The organism is Nostoc sp. S13, from assembly GCF_029379315.1.
Taxonomy (GTDB): domain Bacteria; phylum Cyanobacteriota; class Cyanobacteriia; order Cyanobacteriales; family Nostocaceae; genus Nostoc.
Window position 1 is genome coordinate 1 of record NZ_JAQYWQ010000217.1, and the last position, 5,482, is coordinate 5,482.

The following is a 5,482-nucleotide window of genomic DNA, read 5'->3' on the forward strand; positions in this document are numbered from 1 at the left end:
GTACAGAATTCATACTGAATTCTGACTCCTGAGTTCTGAATTCTTCTTATAAAATACACAAATGCCCAAAAGTAGTTGAAACCCAGATAGATCAATACAGCAAACAAAACGTTGTAAAAGTCTCTCTGTATATACATTTGAGACTATTTTATGTTTTTTGTCTAAATCCCGTTAGTGCTTGGGCAAGTGAACAGCATTTGGTTTTGGCACAGATAAAAGTAGAGGATAAAGTAGCAGTATCCAAGCGATCGCCTCACTTTTAGCAACCAGCAAGATCACCTCAAACTAGGGTAAAATCAATTTTTAAAGCATTACCATTACCAAACTACCTTGCGCTTCTTCCTCTAGTTCATAACCATTAGCCAGTTTTTCAATTGCTTGGTCAATCATGGCCAAACCTTGATCTACCTTTTCAACTACACTTAACTGTCCTCGGAGTTCAGCAGCACCAACGAAACCTTTAGCATACCAAGTCATGTGCTTGCGGGCTTGACGTACACCGCGATCGCCTTTATATTCCCACAAGGCTTGTAAATGATCTCTTGCACATTCCAAACGGCCAATTGGGGTTGGTGGCGGTAATATTTCCCCAGTTTTCAGGAAGTGATCAATCTCTCCCACCAAAAACGGATAACCCAAAGTTCCACGGGAACACATTACACCATCAGCGCCAGTTTGCTCTAAACATTTCACCGCCGCTTCAACGGAGAAAATATCTCCATTCCCAATCACTGGGATAGAAAGCACTTCTTTGACACGGGTAATCCATTCCCAACGGGCATTGCCATTGTATCCTTGGGCACGGGTGCGTCCATGTACCGTGATCATTTTCGCCCCGGCATCTTCCATTCGCTTGGCAAAGTCGAGAATAGTAATTTCGTTATCATTCCAGCCAATACGGGTTTTTACTGTCACAGGGACATCAACAGCTTTTACCACTTCCCGCACAATTGCCTCTGCTACTTCTGGTTGTCGCAACAACGAAGAACCGCCACCATTTTTAGTGATTTTATTTACTGGACAACCCATATTAATATCAACAGTATCAGCACCTTCTGCAACTGCTTTTATTGCTGCTTCTGCCAGGAAATCGGGACGGCAATCAAATAGTTGAACGCTAATTGGGCGTTCATTAGGATCTACTTCCATGATTTTGGGTAACTGCTTGACATAATGCAACCCCGTAGCATTCACCATTTCGGTATACATCATCGAATCTGGGGCATAGCGACGCACGAGACGACGAAACACCAAATCCGTCACCCCAGATAGAGGCGACTGGAGAACCCGACTTTTTACCTCGAAGGAGCCAATTTTGAGGGGTTGAGAGAGTCTAGCTTGGAGAATGGGCGAGAGCGAAATCATAGAAAAAATTAAAAATTGTGCGAATAGAAAATACCATGAATATTCAGGGGTATCTGTGATCAGTGCTAATTTTAGGTTACATATCCTGACTTGGAGGCTGTTTTTGCATTTCTTGCTGAATCTCTTCTAGACTCAAACCTAACTCTTTCGCTGTTTCTTCAAAACTCAATCCCAATCTCAACAACAAAGGGATCATTCTAAACTTTTCTTCACGCGCTCCTTGTTGCTTGCCTTCTTGCTTACCTTCTTGCTTACCTTGTTGATAAACTCGTGTTTGTTTCAAATCACTTAACCCAAACATACCTTCAATCTCCTCTCGACTCATCGTCGGAAACTTGTAAACCAAAATTGTCTCTATTAATTCTAGTAACTGCCGCCGTTGTGGTTCAATATTGATTTCTTGCTCGGTTCTGTGTATTAACTGCCTAGCAGCTGTAATTGCTGTATCCTCTTCATCGACCACTAATTTCATCGTAGCAATTCCAACTGGCAGAGATGCTGTTTCACCTAATTCATTTAGATAAATGCGACTTACACGCTGGCTGTGGAAAAACTCACTGTAATTATTGATGTCTGCTGTATCTAGACTGCGATTGGGATAAATAACTACTCCTCGCCAAGAATTTTTAGGTTTATTTTGCCGTAAGTATAAACAAATTTCTGAAAATAAGCGTGAATAAATTTCTGTGTCGGTTTGAAACTGGACTTCAACAAAGTAAATCGGATTTTCTTCCCCTTGGGTTGGGAGAAAAACACCATCTATACGGAATGCAGTTTGCTTAATTTCAATTGAGGAGAATTGATAAGTCTCTGCCGTTTGGGGTGGATTACCAATTAATTCAAAAAAGATGCCAGGAAATTCTTGAAAAAGGCGATAAAAAATGCTGTCTGTTTTCACGTTTGAGGTATTGCTGAGATTTGCCCCGTTGCGATTCTACTGTGAAATACTACTGATAAAAATTAATAAGCCGACAGCAAATCAGCAGTCGGCCTGGCAAATTCAGAATGGTTCAGTTGCAATTTAGCCGTGAGTTGCACCTTGAGGGGGACGCGAGACAACTTTTTTGGCTAAACCCAAAGTCTGCAAAACTAGGATGCTCCACCAAGTAACATCAATCTCCCACCAAGATAACCCAGATTTTGCCATATGGGGATAAGTATGATGGTTGTTGTGCCATCCTTCTCCATAGGTGACGATGGATACCCACCAAAGATTACGAGCGCCATCATTGGCATCAAAGGTGCGATAACCCCACAGGTGTGATGCTGAGTTCACAAACCAGGTTGAGTGCCAAAGCAAGACACACCTGACAAACACTCCGTAAATTACAAAATACCATCCTCCTAAGGCATAAAGCAGCACCCCAAAGGGTATTTGCAACAGCAAGAAGTAGCGATCGAGCCAGCAATAAAAGGGTTGTCTTGCTAGGTCAGGGGCATATTTTTTATAAGTTTCATAGTCAAAAAATTCTGGACGGGGGTAGAAAATCCACAGTATATGGCTCCACCAAAATCCTCTTTGAGCAGAGTAGGGGTCTAAATTGATATCTTCTGTATGGGCGTGATGCTGGCGGTGTCCACCTACCCAAAAAATTGGCCCACCTTGCAAAGCCAGTGCTCCAATAAGGGCGATCGCATACTCTAACCACTTAGGAACTTGGAAACTCCGATGGCTCAGTAGTCGGTGATATCCCAGGCAAATACCAATACTCCCGAATAACCAGTGGAGAAATACTAATAAACCTAATGCTGACCAGGAAAAAAACCAAGGAGCCAGAAGTGCTAAGGCATGAAATGCAGCAAAAAATACTACATTTGTCCAACTGAGTTGAGGTGAGTTGCCTCTCTCAGGGGCGATCGCCCCAAAATTTGCGGTCATAAAAATTCCTGTTGATGGATCATAAAGCGATTTGCCTTTTCTCGGATGCCATCCCTAAAGGGAATTACCCAATCTGTACACCACTTCGTTACAGTGAGCCAGCGCGGTCTTCTCCCAAAGGGAGAGGCTAGCGTCAAGGGGGTTTCCCCCATTAGGGACTGGCGAACCCGTAGGGTAGAATAAAGCAAGTACCACTTACATTTGTTATGCTAGCAGAACTCTAATCTTCCTGCAAGTGCCACTTGCATTTTTCTATGTCGTCTCAACTCATTTCCACTCGTCAACGCCTGATTCAAGCTGCACTTGAGTTGTTTTCTGCTCAGGGAGTCAGCGCCACTACAACTCGCCAAATTGCTGAAAAAGCCGAAGTCAACGAAGTGACTCTATTTCGGAATTTTGGCAATAAGCATGGGCTGCTTTTGGCTGTGCTGGAAGAGTCCGCAGCCTTCAAGGATTTAGGTGAGTCGCTGGTGAGACGGGCAACGCCTCCCGGCAATGTCTACCAAGCTCTTAAAGATTATGCAAGTGACAGCTTACACGCATTAGAACGAGTGCCAGAGTTTGTCCGATCTGTGGTAGGTGAAGCCGACCAATTCCCGGCAGAAAATCGCCGCGCACTAGGCAGGGGAGTAACAGAGGCAAACCGTTATGTAGCTCAGTATTTAGCTACTGTAATCCAGCAAGGACACTTAAATACCTATTTACCCGCAGAAAAATTAGCCAGTTTGCTAAATGGAATGATCTTGGGATATGCCGTAATTGAGTTCACCAGCGAATTTCACGAACTTTGGGAGGATCGGGATGATTTTCTGGAAAATTTGGTGGAGTTGTTTTTACATGGAGCCATGTCATCCTCGGAGGAATCAGCAACAAACTGCTTACAAGGAGGGTTTATCACCACAGAAGTAGCTGATTTACCAGCTAGTTTAGTTCACGAAATTCTGCAACAAGCCAGGAAATTGGGAATACGAGATTATGCCTTGGCTTATGTGTTATTTGGGGCTGGGTTATCGGCCACAGAAATAATTAGCTTAGAGCGATCGCACCAAATCTATGATACTCAAGGGCACTTCCTGCAAATCACAATCCCAGGATTTGTCCGTCAAGTACCTGTGAATCAGTGGATTTTGGGCAAACGCTATGGCTCTTACACTAATAATCCCTTAATCAAATGGCTAAAAAGTCGTAAAGATGCTCAAACAGCCATGTTTTTGAATGAAACAGGCAAACCGCTCTCAGAATCAGAGCTTCAGATACGTTGGCAAGTATGGAGTGAGGGACTGTTAACTCCCCAAGGACAAAAGCCATCTGTAGCTCAAGCACAACAAACCTGGCGCGTAGAAATGTTAATGCGGGGAATCACCTTGGAAAACCTGAGTATTTTAACAGGTTGCGATCGCAGCCAATTACAAGCCTATGCCCGCCGAGCCAGAGAAAAAGCCGCCCTAGAGCAAGCCACCCGTTTGGATCATAAGCCAGGATAGGGAGATCAGTGAAGAGTGAACTGATGACTGATAATTGAATCGGTAGCATGATGCAGTTAAACAATTAAGGTAATATAACAGAGGTTTCTCTACTATTGTTGTTTGGACCATTCAAGATTGTAGCTGTGCTTTCAGATCGGGATTGGGTGTTGCTTGAACGGCGTGATAATTTCTTGCGTGGCTTGCCTCCCGCCTGGACATATTGCAAACTGTCTTTCCCATAACGAGCTGCCACACTCATTAACATCTTTTCAGAATAGCCGCGTAATTCTTCTTCAATTAGAGAGAGGCGACCTGCCATTTCATCTATGCTAGAGAGTAAAGTGTTGTAGGTAGATAGCTGCGTTTGCAAGGTTTGGATGTGGCTGTCGTATTTTGTCAAACTTAATCCGTTGCCAAATTCTAGCGTAGAGCTAATTGATCGCATTCCTGCAATTCGACGTAGAGCTTTTTCGAGAGTGGGTGAACTGCGTTTTAGTCGTGCCATGAAATGCGCTCCTGAAGGAGCTTATAGGGTTACTGCATATACTTTAGCCAATGCAACCATAAACTTCTCTGAGAAATAATTCGGAAAAATTAAAGCAAATTAAAATCGACTTAATTATTTTTAGTGGATTGTACTGAAACTTTGGTTTTATTTGTCAAAAAAATACTTAAAATCAGCAATATAGCAACCGAAGCATAGATTAGGACATAATGGAAGTAAATGACCTTCAAAAACAAATGCCAGCATCTTATAGTTACGATTTAAGAA

The 5,482-nt window shown here is 43.0% G+C and carries 5 protein-coding genes; 1 reads left to right on the forward strand and 4 read right to left on the reverse strand.

Annotated features, from left to right (window positions below; all coding sequences use genetic code 11):
- Nucleotides 1-303: 303 nt before the first annotated feature.
- The 3 genes from dusB to PUQ00_RS32215 all read right to left on the reverse strand — a co-directional run bounded on the left by dusB (nucleotide 304) and on the right by PUQ00_RS32215 (nucleotide 3,244).
- Entirely contained in the window at nucleotides 304-1,365 is a 1,062-nt protein-coding gene (gene dusB / locus PUQ00_RS32205; RefSeq protein ID WP_300424016.1) for a tRNA dihydrouridine synthase DusB, read from the reverse strand.
- 76 nt (nucleotides 1,366-1,441) lie between these two features.
- The gene (locus PUQ00_RS32210) at nucleotides 1,442-2,263 is read right to left on the reverse strand and encodes an Rpn family recombination-promoting nuclease/putative transposase (protein ID WP_300424017.1); all 822 of its coding nucleotides are present in this window, start codon (nucleotides 2,261-2,263) and stop codon (nucleotides 1,442-1,444) included.
- Between the two features lie 123 nt (nucleotides 2,264-2,386).
- Complete coding sequence (locus tag PUQ00_RS32215) at nucleotides 2,387-3,244, reverse strand: fatty acid desaturase (RefSeq protein ID WP_300424018.1); 858 nt, start codon at nucleotides 3,242-3,244, stop codon at nucleotides 2,387-2,389.
- 254 nt (nucleotides 3,245-3,498) lie between these two features.
- Between PUQ00_RS32215 and PUQ00_RS32220 the strand changes: the two genes are divergently transcribed.
- On the forward strand, nucleotides 3,499-4,728 hold the full coding sequence (locus tag PUQ00_RS32220; protein WP_300424020.1) for a TetR family transcriptional regulator: 1,230 nt from the start codon (nucleotides 3,499-3,501) through the stop codon (nucleotides 4,726-4,728).
- Nucleotides 4,729-4,792: 64 nt separating this feature from the next.
- Here the strand turns inward: PUQ00_RS32220 and PUQ00_RS32225 are convergent, their stop codons facing one another.
- Complete coding sequence (locus tag PUQ00_RS32225; RefSeq protein ID WP_300424022.1) at nucleotides 4,793-5,215, reverse strand: hypothetical protein; 423 nt, start codon at nucleotides 5,213-5,215, stop codon at nucleotides 4,793-4,795.
- Between the last annotated feature and the right edge of the window lie 267 nt (nucleotides 5,216-5,482).

Bases quoted from the DNA above. Each gene is read 5' to 3' on its own strand.
- PUQ00_RS32215 (WP_300424018.1), bottom strand. From the start codon at position 3,244: ATGACCGCAAATTTTGGGGCGATCGCCCCTGAGAGAGGCAACTCACCT.
- dusB (WP_300424016.1), bottom strand. From the start codon at position 1,365: ATGATTTCGCTCTCGCCCATTCTCCAAGCTAGACTCTCTCAACCCCTC.
- PUQ00_RS32225 (WP_300424022.1), bottom strand. From the start codon at position 5,215: ATGGCACGACTAAAACGCAGTTCACCCACTCTCGAAAAAGCTCTACGT.
- PUQ00_RS32220 (WP_300424020.1), top strand. From the start codon at position 3,499: ATGTCGTCTCAACTCATTTCCACTCGTCAACGCCTGATTCAAGCTGCA.